Below are 19,977 nucleotides of genomic sequence, written 5' to 3'. Positions count from 1 at the left end.
ACCTCGCCGCATCTGTCATGACACCGTCGGCCGGGACGGCGGAGAGCAGGATGCAGATGGAGCAAGTCCATCTGGACCGAACAGCCCCTCCCCACCGCCTCAGTTTGATTCAACCTCGCACGTCACCTGACCTGCCGAGCTCTTCCAGGACGTGCTCCCGCCGCTGCGTGCCTACCGGTTCAGCTGCACCACCGTTTGAATGACCAGCTGCCCGCCGCCGACCAGCGGTTCCGCCCGTCCCCATGCTCCGAGCGCCCCGCCAGCCCCCTGATCATCCGAGCCGGTCTGGCGGTCATCGGTGTCAGGTGCGGGTGAGGTCGGCCAGGAGCGCGGGCAGCAGGCGCTCCTCCATGACGGCTTGACCCGACTCCCTCATGGCCCGCGCCAGTCGGGGGTCCCAGGGGCTGGCCGCGGGCGGGCCGCCGAGAGGTGTGGACTGGCCCTGGGCGAGGGCTTCCCGGTAGTCGGCGGTGGTCATGCGCCAGGGGCGGGCCCCGTGGCGTTCCACGGCGGTCGCGGTGATGCGCAGGCCCACCCAGTCGAAGTCGGCCCGCCAGTACAGCCGGGCTCCGGCGCGTACTGCGTCGGCGAGCAGTTGGTGACAGGCGGCGGACGGTACGCCCTCGGTGCACACCAGGGCCGCGCTCCCGGCTTCGAGTTCGGCGGCGGCCGCGCGCAGGACGGCCGGGTTCTCGCACACGAAGATGTCACCGGCGGCGGGGACGATGGGGTCGGATGCGAGCTGGTGGAGGGTGAGCCGGAACGGGATGCCGAAGTCGGCGGCGTCGCGCAGCCAGTCGCAGACCACCGTGTCGCCCTCGGGGCGGATGCCCAGGACGAGGACCTGGCTGGCGAGGTCGTCGGCGATGGCGCCCGCGCTCTCCCACAGGGCACGGCGTCCGGCCCTCTCGCGCGGGACGTCGTCGCCTGTGCGCTGGGCGAGGGCGCGCAGGACGAGCTGTTCGAGCGGGGTGCCGGGGACGAGGGCTTTGGTATCGCCGGTGGCCCATTCGGCGAGGACCGGAAGCGGCAGGATGCGGGAGGGGTCCTCGGGGAGTTTTTCCAGGACGCGCACCGCCGCGTCGATCAGGGGTGCGTCCCCGCGTCGCAGCAGGCGGGTCAGGGTGCCGTCGGCGGCGAGGCGGTCCAACCAGGCCGCGAACCAGCTCTCGGCGGCGAGGCGGCTGGAGCGGGCGCAGGCCAGGACCTGTCCGCGGCGGGTGTCCTCGTCGGCGCGTTCCGCGGGCCGGTCGCGCAGGGGGCCGTTCAGGTGGCCGAGGGTCTGGAGCAGGCCGGTGCCGTAGCGGTCGTACAGGTAGGTGTCGAGGGCGGTGAGAGGGACGGCGAGGCGCTTGGCGGTCTCGGGACGGTAGCGGCCGGTGACGCCGATGACGGTACGGCGCTCGGCCTCGCTGGGGGTGGAGAGGCCGATCTCGCCGTCGAGCGCGCCTGAGGTGCGTTCCAGCTTGCGGCGGGCGGTGGCCAGGAGCCGGGTCCAGCCCTCACCGCGCAGGTCCTCGTAGCCGTGCTGCTCAGTCGGCAACGGCGGCCTCCTTCGGCCCGGGTACGCGGCGGGTGCCGGGTGAGCCGAGGGCGGCGGTGAGGTCGTCGATGTCGTCGGCGAGCAGCTTCTCGCCGTCCCAGAGGAGCAGCAGCGCGGAGACGGTGTGGTCGATCGCCGAGTGCGCGAGGTCGTAGTGGGCGGCGGCGGGAACGGAGGCGTGTGCGGCCCACAGGTCGTAGCCGGTCATGAACAGGTCGAGGTCGAACTGCGCGGCCAACGACATCAGTTCGCCGCGGCCGGTGTCGTCGACGCCCGCGAACGCCTCGTCCAGGGCGAGCAGCCGCGGGGCGCCCGGGTGCGCGGAGTTGAGCATGGCGTGCGCGGCGGCGAACAGCGGCAGGTGCAGCGAGACGGACTGCTCGCCGCCGGAGAGGCGGCTGTGCCGGGCGCGGGTGAGCCGCTCCTCGCTTCTGTCGGGGCGTACGAGCTGGAAGGCGAACTGCCGCCAGCGGCGGTAGTCCAGCACCTGGGCCAGCAGTTCGCGGTAGGGCAGGTCGCGCTGGTGGGCGCGGGCGTTCTTGATCTGCGCGGCGAAGTGGGCGCGGATCCGGGCGAGCCCGTCGGGGCCGAGCCGCGCGGCGTCCGCGTCGAGGAGGGTGCAGACGGCGCGCTGCTCGTCGTCGAGGCCGTCGGCGAGCAACCAGCTCACACCGACCGTCGTACCTGAGGACATCCTGCGTTGGCGCATGTCGGTGTTCATGCGCCGGATGAGGTCGCGGGCGTCGACCGTGCGATCGTGGATCTGCTGGGCGAGCCGGGTGAGCAGGGCGTCCTCGAGGATGCGCTGCTCGGAATCGCTGAGCAGCTCGGCCTGGTCGCGGCGGTGCTCGGCGATCTTCTGGGCGAAGGAGGCGACGGGCAGCGGGCCTTCCTCGTCGGCGACGCGGACGACGATGATGCCGTCGGAGCCGTCCCATTCGGGCCGGTAGTCCTGTCCGGCGGCGGCGAGCTGGGCCTGCAGGTCGTCCAGGGCCTTGGTCAGGCGGGTGACGGACTGCTTGACGCTGTTCTCGGTGGGGGCGAGGTCACGGGTGGCGGCCTGGATCGCCTCGTGGACCGCTACCGCTGCGGCGGGCAGCTCCTGGCCCGCCCAGTCGGCCTCCTGGGCGGGCCAGTTGAGGCCGGGCGGGCAGCGCAGGATGTCGAGCAGTTCACGAGCCGCGTACGGGGCGAGGCCCCGAGCGGTTTCCTTCTCCTCGGCGGCGGCGACGGAGCGGGTCTCGGCCGCCGCGGTACGCCGGGCCTCAGCGGAGGCGGTGGCGGCGATGGCGGAATGCAGGGCGGCGGTGGCCGTCTCGGCCTCCCGGACCGCCCCGTCGAGGGCGTCTTCGGCCTGATGCACCTGGCGCATCACCTCCTGCGCCTCCGCGCCGACGGCCTCCTGGAGGGCGTCGAGCCCCGCCGCCTCCTCGGCGTGGCGGCGGCGCGCGGCGCGCTCGGCGTCGAGGGCGGCTTCCTCGTCCTCGGCTGCCGCGCTCAGCCGGTCGGCGGCGGCTTCGGCGGCCTGCGCCTGCCGAGCGTGTTCGCGGCGGCGGGCGGCGAGTTCGCGTACCGCCGTCTCGAAGGCGCGGGTGGCGGTCTCGACGGCGTCGACACGATCAGGGGCGATGCCGTGCTCGGCGGCGGTGCGGCGCAGGGCTCGCTCGGCGACTGAAGAGGCTGCCACGGCCTCGTCGTACGAGGCCTGGGCGGCGTCGGCGGCCTCGCGGGTGGCACGCAGCCGCGCCGCGGCCTTGTCGAGTTCGCGCAGCGCGGTGGTGATGCCGGTGGTGCGGGGCAGGGCGGCACGGGCGGCGGCATACGCCTCCAGCCGTGCATCGGTACGAGCCTGGGAGCGTGCCAGCTCATCGAGTTCGGCGGCGAGTTCGGCGAGCAGGGCCTCACAGGCCGCGATGCGGGCGGCGCGGCGGCGCTCGCGGGCGGTGGCGCCGACGTACTCGGCGTGCTCCTTGATGTGCGCGCCGACGAGGACGCCGGCGACGTACCGGCCGTCCGGGGTGATCTGCGCGGTGCCGGAGCCGGCGCCGGGGGTGACGGCCACGGAGCGCAGGACGGCGGTGGTGCGCGCGGAGGGGATCGGCGTGCCGTCCTCCGGGCGCAGCAGGTCGGCCAGGCTGGGTCCGTCGACGGGTGTGCGGGCGTGCAGGTAGCCGTCGCTGTGCCCGGCCGGCACGGGCGTGTCCTCGGCGGTGACGAGGGCGTCGAGGAGGCCGGAGGCCTCCAGGGCTGCTTCCAGACCAGCCTGTTGCTCCTCCGTCAGATGCTCGGCGAAGTCGACGAGTTGCCACAACGGCAGGCCGACCTCCTGGGCCCGGTCGGCGGTGCGGCCGCGGGCGGCGGGAGGAGCGTCGTCGTGCTCGGCGGCGATGCGGTCGCGCTCGGCCTTGGTTTCGGCCCGGCGGCGTTCGAGGTCGGTGCGCCGACCGCGCAGGGCGGCCAGGGCGTCGCGCAGCTCCTGCACGGCGGGGGCGGCGGCCTCGGCGTAGGTGTCGGCGAGGGTGGCCGCCTCCCCTTCGCCGGTGACGTTCTCGCCGGTGAGGTCGAGGGCTTCGGCGAGGCGGTCGGCGGCGCCCTCGGGGAGGAGCGGGCCATGGGCCCGCGTCCACTGGGCGAGCGCCTCCCGCGCCGTGGCGCGGGCGGCCTCGACCGCCCGCTCGGCTTCGGTTCCGGCGGTTTCGGCGCCACTGACCGCGTCCCGGGCGCGGTCGAGGGCGCTGCGGGCGAGGTCGCGGGTCTGCTCGGCGCTGCGGCAGTCCTGCTGGGCGGCGCGCAGGGCCCGCACGCCGTCGTGGCGAGCGGTGGCGAGCGCGGCGGACCGCTCGGCGAGCCGGGCGGGCTCGGCGTCGGCCGGGGACCAGGCCATGCCCGCAGTGCGGGCGTGGTCGGCGACGGCGGCGGCATCACGGGAGGCGGCGCCCTCGAGCTCGGCGGCAAGCTGGGCCGCGTGTTCGGCTTCGGCGTGGGCGCGGCCGGTGGCGGCGGTACGGCGTTCGCGTTCGGCGGTGGCCTGCCGGGCGGTGTGCTCGCAGGTACGCACCAGACGTTCCAGGTCGGCGAGCTGCTCGATGGCCTGGTACGCGGCGGAGGAGCGCAGCTGGTCGAGGCGGGCGCGCAGGGCGGTGAGCGCGGCGTCGGTGGTCTCGGCGCCGGTCTCGGCGGCGGCCTGCTGCTCGCGGGCCGCCGCCAGCTCCGCCACGGCGTTGTCCAGGGCGACGGTGCGGGCAGCGGTCTCGGTGCGGCGGGCGGTGAGTCGGTCGGCGGCCACGCGGGCGTGGACCCGCAGGTAGGTGGAATAGCCGGCGAGGAAGGCCCGGGTGGCATCGTCGGCGGCGGCCAGTCCCTCCAGGGTGCGCTGCACGGACTCCATGTCGTCGAAGGAGCGGGCGGCTTCGGCGATGAGGTCGTCGTCCAGCGGGCGCAGGCCCTCGGTGAGAGTGTCGGAGAGCTTGGCCGGGTCTAGGTTCTTGGCGAGCTGCGGGCGGCGCAGCGTGAGGATGAGGGTGAGCAGTTGCTCGTACCGCTCCCGGCCGAGGCCGAACAGCCGCTGGTCGACGGCGGCGCGGTAGTCGGTCGGGGAGGCGATCAGCTCGTGGCCGAGCTCGGCGGCGAGTTGCTTCTTCGTCATCGGCCGGTCGTCGTCGGTGAGGAGGGAGAAGTCCTCGCCGACGCGGCCGTCGGTGACGAAGTGCCAGCGGGCGGGAGTGTCCCGGTGGCGCTGGGCGTGCAGGCCGATGCCGCAGGTGACGGCCTCGCCACTGGTGCGGTGGGTGAACTCGATCCAGACGTAGCCGAGTGCGCTGTCCTGCCCGCGGAAGAGCAGGTTGGACTTCATCGTGCGGTCCTCGGCCGCGAACGGGTTGAGCCGCTTGGGATCGATACGGCCGTCGAGGACGAACGGGAAGAGCACTTCGAGGGCCTTGGTCTTGCCGGAGCCGTTGGGCCCGCGCAGCACCAGCCAGCCGCCGGCGAAGGAGAACTCCTCGTCCCGGTAGTCCCAGAGGTTGACGATCCCGGCGCGCGTGGGGATGTAACGGGTGGCCGGGGTGGGAGCGAGGGTGCTGGCCGGGGTGGGAGCGAGGGTGCTGGCCAGGGCGGGAGCCGGGGTGCTCACGGCGTCGGTTCCTTCACGGTGTCGTCGGCGGACAGGGCGGTCTGGGCGGCGGGCCGCGGGGCGGGCACACGGGACTTCACGCGGACGCTTACCCCGCGGTAGCGGGCAAGGAGCGGAAGCACGAGCACTCCGCCGTCGACGCGGGCGACCAGCGACAGGGCGGCCAGCAGGTCCAGGACCTGGGCGAGCAGCCGGTCCGGGTCCTCGCGCAGGTCGGCGGCAAAACCCTTGCCGTACTCGCCGATGATCTCCTTCAGCCTGCCGCGCAGCCAGGAGTCGGTGACGAAGGGGTAGCGGGTCTCCTCCGCCTCGTCGTCCTCCTCGTCGGCGGCCTCGTACAGCGTCTCCTCCTCGGGGGCGGAGAGCTCCGAGAGCAGTCCGCGTGCCGGAAGGGCCGCGTCGATGCGGCGGGCCCGGGTGGCGAGGCGTTCGGCGGCCGTCGGGGCGGGCAGCAGGTCGGGGGCGTGCCGCCCCGTGCGCCGGGCGGCCTCGCTGATGCGGGCGCCGAGGAGCAGCGCGGCCTGGGCGACCGTGCCGCCACCGGGGAAACGGATGTCGGACAGTTTGCCGGAGGTGTCGACAAGCGCGACGCCCTCGGCACGGCGCTCCACGGCAAGGCCGGTCAGACGCTCCAGATCCTCGGCGAGCGAAGGAGCACGCAGCTGGCCGAGCAACTCTGCCTCGGCGTCGGCGTAGTACGCGACCGGGTTCTCCAGGACGAGACGGCGAGCACGGCGGGCTTGATCGCGGCGCTGCGCGTTTCGGCCCGTGGCCAGGCCGAGCGCGCTGCCGGAATCGAGAAGCGCGGTCACCGAGGTGAGGTGTTGCAGGACTCGGGTGGGCTGGTGGACGGCGGTGAGGATCTCGCGGTCGATGTCGTACAGGGCCTCCGCACGCTCGGGGTCGCCGGCCCAGGCGGTGGCGGAGCCGTCGGTGAGGGCGAGGGCGCCGCGCTCGGTGAGCCAGGTGACGGCGTCGACGAAGGCGTCCCGGTCGGTCTTGCGCGTGGTGTCCAGGCCGAGGCCGTCGATGCGCGCGGCGTCGGCGGCGACCGCGTCGGCGAGTTCACCGAGGGCGACCTGCGCACCGTGGCGGCCGAGGGCGGCGAGGGTGAGGACGAGGAAGGCGTAGCGGCGCCGGTCGAAGGGGCGGCCGGCGCGGGTGACGGCGGGCCGCGTCGCGTCCAGGTGGTCCTGCACGCGCAGCAGCCGGGCGGTGTCGGCCGTGGTGACGAGCCGGTAGCCGAGGACCTCCATGAGATCGGTGCGCAGCTGCTCGGCCCAGCGGCGCACGGTCGGCAGGGCCGTCCGGTCCGGGTACGAGGATGTGATCAGCGGATGCCGCAGGACCAGCCGTACGGCCTTCTGGTAGTCGGCGAGTTCGAGAGGTGAAACGTGCTCGGCAACACGCTCCCCCGCCCGTCGCCCACCGCCGCCCGGGGCGGAGGTGCTTCGCGCTGCACTCATGCCGTGACCTCCAGTCGCAACCCGTCCAGGTGCAGGTTGCCGCGGACGGTGTGCACGGTGGTGGAACCCTCGACGGGGGTGAGGGTGAGGCGTACGCCGTGGGCGGAGCCGGAGGCGGCGCGGACGCCGCGGCTGGCCGGGACGCGAGCGGCGAGCGCCACGTCCATCAGCGCCAGCAGGACCCGCGTCTCGGCCTCGTCCAGCACCCTGCCGTGCGCTCCGTCCGCAGCGAGCGAGGCGGCGGCCGTGCGGCGCTCCGCCTGCTGCTTCAGCTGCTCGGCGCGCAGCCGTTCCCGCTGGGCTTCGTTGCGTTCGATACGGCCGGGGCCGTGCAGGCCGGGGCTGCGGCCGGACTGGACCAGGGTGCGCGCCAGCTCGACCGGTTCGGCCTCCCACCAGGACGTACGTCCCGGGATCAGCTCGGGGTCGGCGTACGGGACGGCGATGTGGCGGGGCGCGCCGAGCCCGAAGGCGGCCTGGAAGAGGGCGTGCGCGTCCTCGTCGCTCTCGCAGGAGGTGAACCACTGGGCGAGGTGCCGCAGTTGGCTCTCCCGGCTCACCCCGCCGCGGCGGGCCTCGGTGACCCGGCGCAGTAGGTCGAGGACGGAGCGGATGGCGGTGACGGTGGCGTCCTGCAGCCGCTCGGCCTCGCTGTGCTCGCGCTCCGCGAACCAGTGGACGATGCCCTGCCACCGCTGCCGCCAGTCCTCGAGGCGTTCGGCGGGGCTGCGGAAGAGCCGTTCGTCGGCCTCGGCAGCGTGCTCGATCATCCGGTCGACGCCGATGGCGACGTTCTTCTCGACGGCCTCGGCGAGCAGCGGGGCGTAGCGGCCGAGTTCGGCGGTGAACTCCCGCATGTGCGTGAGCAGGGCGTCCTTGTGGGCGAGGAACACCTCGGGCCGGGTGTCGTTGGTCCGTGCCAGGTCGCCGAGCATCAGGTAGAACCGGGCGGCGCGCTGCGCCATCTCGCCCAGCACGGAGTCCAGGCGGCTGAGCTTGCGGTACACCTCCTCGGCGTCGCCGGCGGCGTTGGCGTCGGCCAGCGCGTGAAGGTCGGTGAGGATGTCGGGGAAGACGAGCCGGGAGAGCTGGGCGTCCTCCAGCCGCGCGCCGAGTACGTCTTCGACGGCCCGGTACGCCCGGTAGCCCGCCTGGGTGAATTGGTAGACGTAGTGGCGGTTGCGGTACTCGGCGAGGTTCGCGGCGCGCGTCCCGTCGTACGACCGGTCGAGGACCTGCCAGTCGGCGAGCGCGTCGAGCAGCGGCTGCACGTCCCCGACGGCCGCCACGCCAGGATGGTCGGCGGCGAGCCGCTTCAGGATCCCCGCCACGTCCGAGGCGTGCAGCAGCACCTGGTAGTTGGCCCGCCCCCGGTCGAAAGCACGCAACAGCCACAGATATTCGTGGCGCTTCTCGGCTGCGGCGAAATGGAACAGCCGCAGCCGGTCGTCCAGGGTGAACGCGTCGATACCGAAGGCGTCCTCGTCGGCGGATTCCGAGGCCGCGGACTCGTCGGTCACAGGTGCGAGACTCTCTCGTTCGGTCAGGGACGGCATGAGCGACACCCAGTCTGCCGTACAGGCCACCGGCTCCATCAACGCGCTCCTCGCGCTGTGCTTCCTGTGCTACCGTGCGCCACCCCGTACTGCCCATTCCCCCCTGCCGGATCTCCACCTTCGCAGCGGACAGGTCGTGGCACCGGAAGCTGGAGGCGCTCACAGAAGCGGTGGGCGGGCTGTATCTGACCACCGTGCAGGGGCCTGCCGGCAGTAGCGGCCCACGCCAGTCCCACCGCCCCAAGGAGCCGGCCAAACCCACGAAGAAGGAACTCGCCCCGCTGATCGCCGCCCTACCCCAGAAGGAAAGTGACGCTCTGCTGCTTCGGCTCGCCCTCGGCCCGGACACCGGGTTGCGCACCGAACTTCTGCACCACCTGCGCGGTACCACAGCCCCCACCACGGTCTTCGGGCGCCGATCAGCGGCCCACCTCCTGGACGCCACCCTATACACGGCGCACCGAACGCCGACAGCGCCGAACGCGAACAGGGGGAGTGCGGGGTGCAAGCGAAGGGATGGGCCTGGGTGGATGCCTACCGGCACTGGGCATCCTGAGCCGCTTACCCCATGCCTCACCGTCTCTCCGCTACTGCCAGGCGCGGACCAGATCTTCAGGCCCCCAGTGCGCCGCAAGCGGCAGACTGCCGACCACACCACTGCGGGACACCGCGACCAGCGGCGTATCCGGCCCGGCACCGGGCACCGCGAGTACGTCCCGAGCCAGGGCGTCGTATTCGCGCCGGCCGAACGGCTGGGACTCCAGCCACTTGATGGAGCCGACGAAGTGCACCGCGCCCGCCACGGGGGTTGGGGTCTCCCCTGCTCGAACGGAGTTGAGAGCTTGGGGAAGGTCGGTACCGACCAGGTCGATCTCGGGGTTGTTCTGCCGGTTCCACCAGCCGCCGACCGCTTCAGTCTCCGGCCATCGCTCGTCGGGCAACAGCCGCAGCAGCGACTCGCGGATGAGCGGCTCGACCGCGCGCCCCCGCCAAGTGGTCCAGGACCGCTCGATGCGCTCCAGGGCAAGATCGCCCCGGCCGCGCTCGATGAGCGGGATACCCCGCTGCAGGAACGCCAGCCAGAAACGAAGATACGGATCGGCGATGCGGTAGCGCTTGTTCTTGGTGTCGGCCTTTGCGGACAGCGGCAGGTCGGCCGCCAGAACCCGCTTGGCCTGCAGAGTGTTCAGCAGCGGGGACAGCGTGCCCGATGGCAGGGCACCTGTTCCCCCGGCCTGTGCAGCGATGGTGGAGAAGGTCCGCTCGCCGCTGCCCACCGCCTCCAGCACCGCCCGCGAGTGTGACGCCTCGGGGAACTCCCCCAGCAGCGACAGCTCGCCCGCCACCAGTAGCGGAGACAGCGGATTCGCCACCGCCTCGCGCAGGAAGTCGGCCCGGCCCACCCCTGGCCGCCACGACTGTACGATTTCCGGAAAGCCTCCGGTGATCAGCAACGCGTCCACCGCGTCTGCCGCATCCAGCCCGGTCATGGCCTGCACATCGCCCAGGTGCAGCGGCCGTACGGTCATCTTCGCCGCCCGCCCGAAGAAGGGGCGACCGTACGACTGCAGCGCCTCCATCACCGACATGTCGCTGCCGACCAGGATGAGCAGGACCGGCTTGGCGGACAGGTGACGGTCCCAGACGGTCTGCAGAGCCCCCTCGAACCCTGTCGGAAGCATGGACGGGCGCGCCCCACCATTTCGAGTCTTGGGCAGATGCGCCGGCATCGGTCCAACCAGAGAATCCCGCAGGTCACAGCCAGTCCAGCGCGACCAGCCCTTGCTTGCGGCTACCGCCGGGAGCCGAACCTGCGGTCAATCGCCGCCGACCTACCGATTCAGCCGGACAACCGTCTCGATCACCAGCTGCCCGCCGCCGACCAACGGTCCTCCCTGTGTACATGCTCCGAGCGCCCCGCCTGGGGCACTCCAGCTCGGACAGCCTGATCAAGTCGCTGACCTGCAAAAGTGCCAAGTACAAAGGCCCGAACTCAGTCCCACTGAGTCCGGGCGTTTGTCGTTACGTGTCACTGATCGCGAGTGAGTAGCGAGTGAGCCCCGAGCCCGTCCAAGCCAGTGTCTACTGACCAGGGGACCGCCGCCCAAGCGCAACCGTTCGCCGCCGGTAAGGGTCCATAGACCCGTGAATGCTTCAGACCCGCACGTCTACGCCTTCGCCGAGATCTTCGGCGAACCGCCGGCCGACTTCGCCGTCCCTGTCGACTGGGCAGCAGTCGAGACCTGGTTGGGGATGCGCCTGCCCGCCGACTACAAGGCCATCGCCGCCGCGTACGGCCCACTCGACATCGGCGCGTGGCTCTGGCTTCACATGCCATGCGTCAACCGCGGGTGGTTCGACTATGGGGCCTGGGTGCAGCAGGCTCGGCGTGACGCCCCTGGTGTCCTTCCCTTCGGCGCCACCCGTACCGCCGACACCCTCTACTGGGACACCACAGCATCCGACAACCCCGACCATTGGCCGGTCGTCATGCACTGTCAGGACGACGAGAACGCGGGCCGCGACCCTTGGCGGCGCTTCGCGACCCCGCTCGTGCCGACGCTGGCCCGGCTCGTGGCCGACGGCATGCGCCCAGTGGCTGCCCGAAGTGGCATGCAAACTGACCTGGAGCGCACTCCGTGGACACCGCCGCCTCGGCGACCGGAGCCAACCGCTCAGCAGCGGGCGGCGCTCACCGCAGGCAGCGGGCTGGAGGCCCTGATCGCCCTCGTCCCACCGCCGGCAACACCCGCGCTCGGTAAGCACAACTGGGACTGGCTGTACGAACGGCTGCATACACGGCTGCCCGGCGACTACGTACGGCTGATGGAGCGGTACGGGGCCGGCTCCTGGGTCGGCTGGCTGCGCTTCAACACCCCACTCGACGAGGACCAGTACGCGCTCGCACCCTGGGCCGAGTGTTACGCGGACACCTACCAGGGGCAGCGAGCCGAGTTCCCGGAATACCACCCCCTGGCTGTCTATCCCGAGCCCGGGGGAATCCTGCCCTTCGCCGGCTCCATCGACGGCGACCAACTGTGCTGGCTGACCGAAGGTGCCACGCCGGATGACTGGCCATTGATCGTTGTACCGCGCCATGCCGACCAAGGCCCACCGCTCAGCACCGGCCTCACCGACACCCTGCTGGAGTGGCTGCGCGGCCGGTTCGCGACCGAGGGCCTGCCCCCGCTCGGACGCCGCGACGAGGACCCCCTCGATTACATCGATTTCGCGCCCTACGCCGCAGAACCGGCCGCTGATGACCAATGACTCGGCGCCATATCGGCCGGGCAGACTTCTGCATGCTCGGCGCGCAGTTCATTCGCGGAGGCGGCCTGCTTCGCGGACAAGGGGTACCAGGGCGCCAGCCCCGCGGTCCGGGTGCCCCACCGCGGCCAGTGGGCGCACCTGCCCGCAGGTCAGCAGGCGGTGAACGTCTCCCATGCGAAGATCCGGGCTCTGGGCGAGCAGGCCATGGCCACGCTGAAGGGCTGGCGGCTGCTGCGGAAGCTGCGGTGTTCCACCACCCGCTCCCGTTGAACCTGATCTTCGAGCCGGAACAGACCGGGAAGTGGCAACGGACCTTGCCCAGGCTGGGCCCATCGAACGCCACCCCACACCCCCGGTGACAAGGACGCTCCTCTGCGTCACAGGGGAGACATGCTACTTGCAGGCATTGAAGAGGCGCATGGTCGGGACGAGACTCCAGGCCCCTTCCCAGCGCACGCGTTCTGCGACGGTAGTGCGGTCTTGGTCTTCAGGGGCGAGCGCGTACCCTGCACGGCCGCATGTAACTGCGGATCACGAAGACGCTCGCCGACAGGCTCGCCCAGCCCAGATTCCGCCAGGAGCCAGGATGCCGAGCGGTCGGCGGCGATCGAGGAACAGGCCCGCATCGCCGACACCGAGCGAGAGGTGGCGCAGCCGACCGACCTCGCCCACGCGGAGGCGGAAGCCGTGCGCCGCCAAGTGGCCAGGAATCGTTCGACCGTTCACACCCCCGACAACCGACCGGACGGGCCACCAACTCCCTGACCACGGCGGCAGGCAATGCCGGCAGTCCTGCAGTGCCACGTCAGACCGAGTTGCTCTCCACCAGGAGCTGCCTTGGACGCGGTCACAGCCCGGCGTGCCAGTCCCGCTCCAGATCGCCTGTGTCGAATACGCTGCGAAAATGTCCAACCTGGCGTCCTCGACAACGCGGCCGCCAGGGAATACCGCCCGGTGGCGGCTCTGCACGTAGGCCCGGTTGGCGCAGCTGCCGGATACGGAAGGGACGTGGCATGAGATCCCCAGGCGTGCACTTGCGGGAGATCACCGACGACAACCGGGATGCCGTTCGCACCCTCCGGGTCCGACGTGGCCAGAAGCAGTTCGTCGCCTCCGTGTCCAAGTCGCTCAAGGAGGCGGCAAGGAAACCGGAGGCCAATCCCTGGTACCGCGCCGTGTACCGCGGCGACGAGCCAGTCGGCTTCGTGATGCTGTCGTGGAAACCGCCGGCTGGTCCTTACCAAGGGCGGCACTTCCTCTGGCGCCTCCTCGTCGACAAGCGGTACCAGGGGCGAGGGATCGGCAGAGAGGCGCTCCTGCAGATCGCCGCCCTGGTTCGCGCGGACGGCGCAACCGAGCTGCTGACCAGCTACCAGCCCGGCGACGGCGAACCGTGGCCCTTCTACCAGAAGTTCGGGTTCGAGCCCACCGGGGAGATCGACGACGGCGAGATCGTTCTGCGACTCACCTTCCCCGCTCGGTGAGCTCGTACGGAAACGCGGACGGTTGTGACCTCCGGTGGTCACATGCCCGGCCCCGGAGCGCACGACCACGTCGGCCAGGCGAGCCGAGAACGTGGCACGGGAATCGCGCCGGAGGTCGGCACAGGGGACAAGCCGTGGCGCTGCAGGACTGCCGGGATTGCCTGCCGAGGTGGTCAGGGAGTCGGTGGCCCCTCTGGTCGGTTGTCGGGGGTGTGAACGGTCGAACGATTCCTGGCCACTTGGCGGCGTACGGCTTCCGCCTCCGCGTGGGCGAGGGCGAGGTCGGTCGGCTGCGCCACCTCTCGCTCGGCGTCGGCGATGACGATGCGGGCCTGTTCCTCGATCGCCGCCAACCGCTCGGCATCGTCGGCGACCACGTCGGCGCAGTTGTGCAGCAGGCGGAGCAGGGCATGGGCGAGGGTCGGTTCACGGGCCCCGTAGCGTCGGATGAGCCCGCACATCACGGCGAGGTATTCCGGAAACCGCCGCCCAGGAATGATCACGGCGGCCCCGCCGGCGTCGCGGACGACGTGGTTGCCCAGGGGGCGCCGGGCGAGCACACAGAAGATCACGGACAGATGGTCGATGGCCTGCACCGCCGTGTACGGATCGTTGACCGCCGGAGACAGCGCCTTGCAGGCCACGTCGACCAGTTGCCGGATTCCGAGCGCAGCGTCCTGTTCCAGGGTGCGCTCGAATCCGATACGGACACCGGCGTCCATCATCTGCGAGAACTCCTGAGGGGCCGGAGCGGGATCATGCGGTGAAGCCCGCCAGATCCACGCCAGTGTCGTTCCCGCGACGACGTGTTCGCCCACCCGGGGCCGCAGCCGCAGACAGACACCGTGCTCGGCCGCGGTCCGCAGCAGCAGGTGCGGGCGCACCACCTGTACGTACCCGGAGCGGTGGGAGGCAATGGCCACGGCCCACTCCGGCACGTCGACGACATCCTCGCCACCCGCGAACACCCCGTCGCGGATCACCCGGACGGTGTTGCGCTCCACCACGCTCATGATCGCGTCGACCTGGATGGAGTGCACCAGATGGTCGGCGAAGAACACCAGCAGGCCGAGGCTGACGAACAGCAGGACGAGCGCGCCGCTCACCGCAAACCGGGGAAAGTTCGCGGAGCGGCCCCCTCCCGAAACACCGACCGTGTAGAGACCGGCCGCGCTGTAGGCGAAGGTGGCCACGAAGACGCTGAGCACGATCTGATTGGGCCGGTCGCGGAGAAAGTTGCGCAGCAGCCGCGGCGAGAACTGGGTGGACGACAGTTGCAGCGCGACCACGGCCAGGCCCAGCAGCACGGCGATGACCGTCACCATCGTCCCGGTGATCCCGATCAGCAGCGCCCGGGCATCGTCGGCGGTCCCCTGAAACGCCAGCGGCGAGCCCGAGCCGGTCTTGACGAGGGACAGCATCGACCCGGTGACCAGTGCGGCCACCACGGACAGGGTGGGAAGCACCCACAGCGACCCGCGAACGTACTCCGCCAGCGCATCACGTCGGATCATGGGCAACCCCCGCGCATCGATGCTTGGCCGGGTATGGCCAGTATCCGACGTGCGCGTCGACTGTCCAAGTGATCACTGAGATCACTGAGATCACGGCGTTTCGACAGTCCGCGTCCTCGGTCGATCCTGCTCAACGGGGTCGCCCCATAGCGAGCAGATGGATGGACACCCCTCAAGGATGACTGGCGGTAGGATAAAGGGTATGAGCGAGCCTACCGGCAAGTACTCGATCACCATGCCGCGCGACATCGCGGAGGCCGCCAAGGCCCGCAGCGGCCCCTCCGGCCTGTCCGCCTACGTGGCCGCCGCCGTCGCCCGCCAGATCGAACGCGACAACCTCAACGAACTCATCCAGGTCGCCGAAGCCGAGATCGGCCCCGTCACCGACGAGGAGATCCAGGCGCTGCGCGACCAGCTCCACCAGGCCCGCCTCGAGCAGACCCGCGGCAGGGCTGACGCGGTATGACCCGCTCTCCCGCCGTACCCGGCGGCACCTTGGTCCTCGACAGCGAGGGGCTGTCCAGGGCCGTGCTGCGCGACCGTACGGTCACCGGCTGGTTCGCCCTGGCCCGCGCCGACGACCTGAGGGTGATCACGTCCGCGGCCACCCTGGTCGAGGTGGTCCATCCCCGGATCAATCGCCCCGCCCTGGAGTGGACCCTCTCCCGCCTCATCGTGGAGCCGGTCACCGAGCCGATCGCCCGGCACGCCGCCGCCCTCCTTGCCGACACCGGCCGGCACGGCCACAAGTACGCCGTCGACGCCATGCTCAGCGCCACCGCCCTCGCCGCCCCCGGCCCCGTCACGATCCTCACCTCGGACCCCGAGGGCCTGACCGCCCTGTGCAGCGGCCAGGCCACCGTGATCAAGATCTGACCCAGGCCCTCGTCGGCGAGGGCCCCCTTCAGCCCTGCCGAGGGATCAAGGACTTCGGGGCACTAGCGTTCCAGCACGCGGGACAAGAAGCGCCGGGTCGACTCGTGGCGGGGGTCGGTGAACACCTGCTCCGCGGTGCCCTGTTCGCGGATCACGCCGTCCTGGAGGAAGCAGACCTGGTCGGCGGCCTGCCGGGCGAAGCCCATCTCGTGCGTGGCCATCAGAATGGTCAGGCCGCGCTCCTTCAGGTCCGTGACCACGTCCAGCACCTCGCCCACCAGTTCGGGGTCGAGCGCCGAGGTGATCTCGTCGAAGAGCAGCACCTGCGGATCGGTGGCCAGGGCCCGGGCGATCGCGGCCCGCTGCTGCTGGCCGCCGGAGAGCCGCTCCGGGTAGTCGTGCGCCTTGTCCGCGAGGCCCAACCTGGCGAGCAGTTCGCGGGCCGACTCCTCGGCCTGCCTGCGCGGCACCTTGTGCACCTGGCGCGGGGCGAGCGTGATGTTGTCCAGCACGTTCAGGTGCGGGAACAGGTTGTACGCCTGGAAGACGATGCCGATCCGTCGGCGGGCCAGGTTCGCGTCCAAGCGGGGATCGGTCAGCTCGGTCCCGCCGAGATGGATGGTGCCGTCGTCGACGACGTCCAACAGGTCGATGCAGCGCAGCAGGGTGGATTTGCCTGAGCCCGATCCGCCGATCAGGCAGACCACCTGGTGCTCGGCGACTTCCAGGTCGATCGAGCGCAGGACCAGGCGTGAACCGTACGCCTTACGCAGGGCGCTGATCCGCAGCAGTGGCTCGTTCACTGTCCAGCCTCCGCCCAGGTGCGCTGTGCAGCGCGGCGCTGCAGTCGGTCGGCGTACCTCGTCAAGGGGATGGTCATCGCGATGAACAGGGCTGCCGCCCCCAGGTAGGGGGTGTAGTTGAAGTCGTAGTTCGCCTTGATCTGCGCGACCCTCAGCGCCTCCAACGGCCCGAGGACGGCCACCAGGGCGGTGTCCTTCTGCAGTGCGATGAAGTCGTTGAGCAGGGGCGGCAGGACGTTGCGCACCGCCTGCGGGAGGATCACCCGCCGGAGGGTCTGCGACTCGCTGAGCCCGAGCGCCCGCGCGGCGTTGCGCTGCGCGGGGTGAACCGAGTTCAGGCCGGCCCGTAGCACCTCACCGACGTAGGCGGTGTAGGAGAGCACCAGCGCGATCACCCCGAGCAGCCAGGGCTGGGAGGGGGTGCCCTGCAGCTGGAGCGCCGGCAGGCCGAAGCCGACCAGGAAGACCAGCAGCAGGGTCGGCACTCCGCGGAAGACGTCCACGTACAGGGTCGCGGCCAGGCGCAACGGCTGCAGGCCGGGCGCCCGGGTGACCCGCACCAGGGCGATCAGCAGGCCCAGGACGAGGATCAGCACCTCGGCGATCAGGAACATCTGGACGTTGAGCCAGAAGCCGTCCAGGATCGCGGGGAACGTCTTGCGGAACTCCGCGCCGTCCAGGAACCGGCTGTGCAGCCGGTCCCAGCCGGGCGAGGCGACCACGGTCGCCGCCACCGCCACCAGGCTGACCAGGGTGCACAGGCTCGCGGTCCATCTGTTGCGCCGCTGGCGGGCGCGGCGGAACCGCTCCCGCTCGCGCTGCCGCTCGCTCGGCCGGTACTGCTCGTCCTGCGGGTTGGCCTGCTGATCCAGCTCGGCCGTGGTCTCGTGCTTCACTGTGCGACCCGCTACGGCTTGAGCTCGGGGGCGTTGGCCGAGGCCGACAGCCACTGGGAGGTGATCTTGTCCAGCGTGCCGTCGGCCTTGAGCGCGGCGAGCGCCCGGTTGACGCAGGGGGTCAGCCCGCTGCCCTTGCCCAGCAGCAGGCCGAACTGCTCCGGCGTGCCGCCGTGGTAGCCGAACTGGCCCAGGATCTTGCCACCGTGCACCTGTGTGCCGGCCAGGTAGAACACCGTCGGCAGGTCGGTGACGAGCGCGTCGATCTGGCCGTTCTGCAGGGCGTTGATCTCGTCGTTGGTGGTGTTGAAGACGCTCGGCTGCCGGCCGGGCTTTATCTCGTCGAGCACCGCCTGGTAGCTGGTGGTGGCAACCTGCACGCCGATCTTGGCGTCCTTGAGCGCGGCCAGTGAAGTGGCGCCCGCGTACTTGGACTTGTTCAGTACCAGGACGGCCTGATTGGCCGTGTAGTAGCTGGTGGAGAAGTCCACCGCCTTCGCCCGCGCCGGGGTGCTGGAGATCTGGTTGATGTCGAAGTCGAAGTTCTTCGGTCCCGGGGCGTAGGAGTTGTCGAACGGTTCGACCACCCACTTCACCTGGCTCCGGCTGAAGCCGAGCTTGTCGGCCACCGCGTAGGCCACGGCACTTTCGAAGCCCTTGCCGTTGGACGGGTCGTTGTGGTCGAACCACGGCGTGTAGGCCGGGGAGTCGGTGGCGACGGTCAGCTGCCCCTGCCGGTGGAGGCTCGGGCTGGTCGCGCAGTTGCCGGAGGCCGTCGCGGTGGCCGTGGCCGTGCTCTGGGGCTGGGGCGCGCAGGCGGCGGCCGTCAGCACCACGACGGCGCCCAGCAAGGCGGCGAGGGAGGTGCGGGAAAGGGACATGGGGGTTGGTTCCTTTGGAGATGCTGTCCGGAACGGACGGTGCGAAAGAAAAGCGGGGGCAGTGCGCTCAGCGACACAGATCGGCGGCGCAACGCACGTGGCCAACGTGCCGACGGCGCACGAGGCGGAGGATTCCGGACATGCGCTTCAGCATTCCGGGCGGTGCGCTGCAGTGTCCATCGAGGCGGCCGTCGTTCGAGACGCCGCGACAACGCGTCAGCCGGTGGGATGGAGGACCCGGTCGCCTTCGCGCAGACCGAACAGTTCGGCTGCGGAACCGCCCCGCACCACCAGTTCGGCGAATCCCAGGCCCGAACTTCCGGTGGTGATACCCGGCTCGCCGTACGGCACATCGGGCAGCCGGTCGTAACAACGCACCTGGATCCGGCGGCCGTCGCGGGCGCTGTGGACGGACAGGCCAGCCGCCGCCCGGTGGCCGGGGATGGCAGCGACGGGGCGGTCCAGCTTGCAGTTGCCGAAGTTGTCCACCACAGCGACCCGCACCGCGCCGGCCGTCTCGGCGCCCACCGCCCGCTGGTCGGGCCCGCCCACGACATGCGGCCGCGCGGGGACCGGGCGACCGTCCACCAACCAGCGGGCCAGCAGCGGCACGTACCAGAGGCTGCGGAACTGGGTCCGCCCGATCTCCTCGGCCTCGGCCGGCGACAGCTCGGCCCACTCAGCGGCCGCCGTCTCCACCACCTCGCGCACGTCGGTGACCTGAACTTCCGTCAACTTAAGGTAGGTCGACAGCGGCGCGAGGACTCGGGGATTCAACGTGCTGATCACCAGGTGCTGCTTGTGGCGGAAGTAGCAGAACGGCGCCCCGTTGGGCCAGGAGCCGTCCCGCGGCGCGATATTGACCAGCACCACGACCGGGTGCGTCGGCCCGCCGACGAGATCGGTGGCGCGCAGCAGGTCGAGCAGCGTGAGCGCGGCGACGCCCTCCGGGTCCGGCCCGGTCAGCGGAAGGACACTCGGCGTGGCCCCGAAGAGGGCGGCGATCCTGGCCGACTGTCGGGCCACCGCGTTGGGGTCGGCGCAATCGGTGAGCGAGATGACCGGGGGGTGGGTCATGGTGAGGTCTCCTGCGGATGGAGTCGGCCGCACGCGGCAGCCACGGGGACGACTGGGGGTGGGTGAGGAGCGCGGGAGGCAACGGGGACAACAAAAAACGGACCCCCGTTGCCGGAGGGTCCGTCGCGTCCTGCGCGCACACGGCTTCGCTAGCGAAGCGCCTCCGAAATTCGGGGCATCATTCGCATCATGGCGAGGGTGGCGGTGTGCAGCATGGAGGGCACGTTAGCACCGCAAATACCCACCCGGTCCACCCTGACCAGCATGTGGACCGGGACCGTCGCGGGGAGGGGCTACGCGGGCCGGGCGGCAAGGACCGCGTTGGCGAGTGCGAACCGGGTGACCCGCTTCTTCAACGCCAGTGAAGTCGAGCACCGTCTGGTCCCGCGGGGTGGACCGCGGCACCGTACAAAGCGCTCGCCGGGGTTGTGGATCTGGACCGGTATCACGGCCAGTAGGCGACGACGGCGGTGGCCGAC

General features: G+C 71.3%; 14 protein-coding genes and 1 pseudogene. 5 read left to right on the top strand and 10 right to left on the bottom strand.

Going from position 1 to position 19,977, the window contains the following annotated elements:
* Positions 1-301: 301 nt before the first annotated feature.
* The 5 genes from BIV24_RS04105 to BIV24_RS04085 form a co-directional block, all read right to left on the bottom strand.
* Positions 302-1,543 (bottom strand): TIGR02679 family protein, encoded by a 1,242-nt coding sequence (locus BIV24_RS04105; protein WP_071364742.1) that lies wholly within the window; start codon positions 1,541-1,543, stop codon positions 302-304.
* Positions 1,533-5,675 (bottom strand): TIGR02680 family protein, encoded by a 4,143-nt coding sequence (locus BIV24_RS04100; protein ID WP_245766664.1) that lies wholly within the window; start codon positions 5,673-5,675, stop codon positions 1,533-1,535. The genes BIV24_RS04105 and BIV24_RS04100 overlap by 11 nt, the downstream gene beginning before the upstream one ends.
* The gene (locus BIV24_RS04095) at positions 5,672-7,141 is read right to left on the bottom strand and encodes a TIGR02678 family protein (protein WP_071364741.1); all 1,470 of its coding nucleotides are present in this window, start codon (positions 7,139-7,141) and stop codon (positions 5,672-5,674) included. Before BIV24_RS04095 ends, BIV24_RS04100 begins: the two co-directional genes overlap by 4 nt.
* A complete protein-coding gene (locus BIV24_RS04090) occupies positions 7,138-8,661 on the bottom strand; it encodes a TIGR02677 family protein (protein WP_245766663.1) in 1,524 nt (507 codons plus the stop codon). The genes BIV24_RS04095 and BIV24_RS04090 overlap by 4 nt, the downstream gene beginning before the upstream one ends.
* Positions 8,662-9,284: 623 nt before the next feature.
* On the bottom strand, positions 9,285-10,379 hold the full coding sequence (locus tag BIV24_RS04085; protein ID WP_425442518.1) for an ATP-binding protein: 1,095 nt from the start codon (positions 10,377-10,379) through the stop codon (positions 9,285-9,287).
* A gap of 463 nt (positions 10,380-10,842) precedes the next feature.
* Between BIV24_RS04085 and BIV24_RS34155 the strand changes: the two genes are divergently transcribed.
* The 3 genes and pseudogenes from BIV24_RS34155 to BIV24_RS04070 all read left to right on the top strand — a co-directional run bounded on the left by BIV24_RS34155 (position 10,843) and on the right by BIV24_RS04070 (position 13,451).
* Positions 10,843-11,967: an SMI1/KNR4 family protein gene (locus tag BIV24_RS34155; protein ID WP_071364740.1), complete on the top strand. Its 1,125-nt coding sequence runs from the start codon at positions 10,843-10,845 to the stop codon at positions 11,965-11,967.
* Between the two features lie 54 nt (positions 11,968-12,021).
* A pseudogene (locus tag BIV24_RS04075) lies at positions 12,022-12,237 on the top strand (transposase family protein); the annotation flags it as partial.
* A gap of 743 nt (positions 12,238-12,980) precedes the next feature.
* Positions 12,981-13,451 carry a GNAT family N-acetyltransferase gene (locus BIV24_RS04070; RefSeq protein ID WP_245766662.1) on the top strand — a complete coding sequence of 157 codons (471 nt, stop codon included), beginning with the start codon at positions 12,981-12,983 and terminating at the stop codon, positions 13,449-13,451.
* Positions 13,452-13,624: 173 nt separating this feature from the next.
* On the opposite strand, the gene BIV24_RS04065 is transcribed toward BIV24_RS04070, so the two are convergent.
* Entirely contained in the window at positions 13,625-14,965 is a 1,341-nt protein-coding gene (locus BIV24_RS04065) for a DUF2254 domain-containing protein (RefSeq protein WP_071364738.1), read from the bottom strand.
* A 202-nt stretch (positions 14,966-15,167) separates the two neighbouring features.
* Between BIV24_RS04065 and BIV24_RS04060 the strand changes: the two genes are divergently transcribed.
* A complete protein-coding gene (locus BIV24_RS04060; RefSeq protein WP_071364737.1) occupies positions 15,168-15,431 on the top strand; it encodes a CopG family transcriptional regulator in 264 nt (87 codons plus the stop codon).
* Positions 15,428-15,841: a type II toxin-antitoxin system VapC family toxin gene (locus tag BIV24_RS04055; RefSeq protein WP_071364736.1), complete on the top strand. Its 414-nt coding sequence runs from the start codon at positions 15,428-15,430 to the stop codon at positions 15,839-15,841. Before BIV24_RS04060 ends, BIV24_RS04055 begins: the two co-directional genes overlap by 4 nt.
* A 62-nt stretch (positions 15,842-15,903) precedes the next feature.
* On the opposite strand, the gene BIV24_RS04050 is transcribed toward BIV24_RS04055, so the two are convergent.
* The 4 genes from BIV24_RS04050 to BIV24_RS04035 form a co-directional block, all read right to left on the bottom strand.
* Complete coding sequence (locus tag BIV24_RS04050; protein WP_245766661.1) at positions 15,904-16,644, bottom strand: amino acid ABC transporter ATP-binding protein; 741 nt, start codon at positions 16,642-16,644, stop codon at positions 15,904-15,906.
* Entirely contained in the window at positions 16,641-17,540 is a 900-nt protein-coding gene (locus tag BIV24_RS04045) for an amino acid ABC transporter permease (protein ID WP_079167987.1), read from the bottom strand. Before BIV24_RS04045 ends, BIV24_RS04050 begins: the two co-directional genes overlap by 4 nt.
* A gap of 11 nt (positions 17,541-17,551) precedes the next feature.
* Positions 17,552-18,421 (bottom strand): ABC transporter substrate-binding protein, encoded by an 870-nt coding sequence (locus BIV24_RS04040; protein WP_071364734.1) that lies wholly within the window; start codon positions 18,419-18,421, stop codon positions 17,552-17,554.
* A gap of 216 nt (positions 18,422-18,637) precedes the next feature.
* Complete coding sequence (locus BIV24_RS04035) at positions 18,638-19,498, bottom strand: SAM hydroxide adenosyltransferase (protein ID WP_071364733.1); 861 nt, start codon at positions 19,496-19,498, stop codon at positions 18,638-18,640.
* Positions 19,499-19,977 lie beyond the last annotated feature (479 nt).

Origin of the sequence: Streptomyces colonosanans (assembly GCF_001866645.1) — a bacterium.
Classification (GTDB): Bacteria; Actinomycetota; Actinomycetes; order Streptomycetales; family Streptomycetaceae; genus Streptomyces; species Streptomyces colonosanans.
This window is presented reverse-complemented; position numbering and strand designations above follow the sequence as displayed.